The sequence below is a fragment of the Parasphingomonas zepuensis genome (assembly GCF_036663735.1).
Classification (GTDB): Bacteria; Pseudomonadota; Alphaproteobacteria; order Sphingomonadales; family Sphingomonadaceae; genus Sphingomonas.
Window position 1 is genome coordinate 1 of the sequence record NZ_JAXOJO010000053.1, and the last position, 1,203, is coordinate 1,203.

Consider the following 1,203-nt stretch of genomic DNA (forward strand, 5'->3'; position numbering starts at 1 on the left):
GGCAGGGGAATCGCATATGGCGGAAAGAGGGTCTGGCCAATTTCGATAGATTGGATTCTGTAGCGTCTCCTGGGTTGCCCGGGAGGATTGGATGCGGGGTTTTCAGGAGCTATTCGAGGTTGTGCCGGACCCTCGGCGGTCGAACGTCAGCCATGCGTTGCCGGATATTCTGCTGATCGCGTTTGCGGCGTTGCTTTGCGGTGCGGAGACATGCGTCGACATCGCCGAATTTGGCGAAGCGAAGCGGGATCTTCTGGGGCAGTTCCTGCCTTTGGATCACGGGACGCCAAGCCATGATACTTTCAGCCGGGTCTTCCGGCTGCTTGATCCACCGGCCTTCGAGAAGGCGTTCTACCGCTTCACCAGCGCCTTTGCCGCCACGCTCGAACATCAAGGGATGGCAGGACCGATCATCGCGATCGACGGCAAGTCGTTGCGTGGGGCGGTCGACGTTGCCCGCCGCACCATGCCGTTGCATCTGGTGACGGCCTGGGCGGCCGATCACCGGCTGGTGCTGAGCCAGTGCCGTGCTCCCAATCGCAGCGAGGTCACGGCAGCCCGCGAGATCATCGCCTTGCTTGATCTGACGGGCTGCACCGTGACCGCCGACGCCCTGCATGCCAGTCGTGCGACGGTCTCCGCCATCCGGGCGCGCGGTGGAGACTATGCCCTTGTCATCAAAGGCAATCGCGGGCCGCTATACGGAGCGATCCGCGACCTGCTTGCCAACCCGGATCCCGACCAGGCGGCCAGCACGAGCGAAACCGCCCATGGCCGGTACGAGGAACGCCGGGCATGGGTGGCGGCGACGCCCAGCGACTGGGCGGGGCAATATGGCTTCGAGGATCTTTGCGCCGTCGCAAGGATCGACAGCTTGCGCCGCATCAAGGGCGAGGAGCAGACCGATACCCGATACGCCATCTTCTCCCGCCTCTTGCCTCCAGACGAGGCGTTGCGCGTGATCAGGGCTCACTGGACCATCGAGAACCAGCAGCACTGGCTGCTCGACGTCGCCTTCGGCGAAGATCGTATCCACACCCGATCCGACCACTGCGCTGAAAATCTCGCCCTGCTCCGACGCCTTGCCCTCAACCTGCTACAGCACGACCCTCGAAAGCTCTCCATCCGCGCCAAAATCAAACGCGCAGGGTGGAGCGACGACTACCTCTCAACACTCATCGCCCAAATGCGATAGCCCTGCCC

The 1,203-nt window shown here is 63.2% G+C and carries 1 protein-coding gene; it reads left to right on the plus strand.

Annotated elements, in window-relative coordinates; translation table 11 throughout:
- Positions 1 to 91 precede the first annotated feature (91 nt).
- Positions 92 to 1,195 (plus strand): ISAs1 family transposase, encoded by a 1,104-nt coding sequence (locus U1769_RS25150; RefSeq protein WP_332720891.1) that lies wholly within the window; start codon positions 92 to 94, stop codon positions 1,193 to 1,195.
- Positions 1,196 to 1,203: the final 8 nt, after the last annotated feature.

Coding starts and splice junctions, on each gene's coding strand:
- U1769_RS25150 (WP_332720891.1), top strand. CDS start 92: ATGCGGGGTTTTCAGGAGCTATTCGAGGTTGTGCCGGACCCTCGGCGG.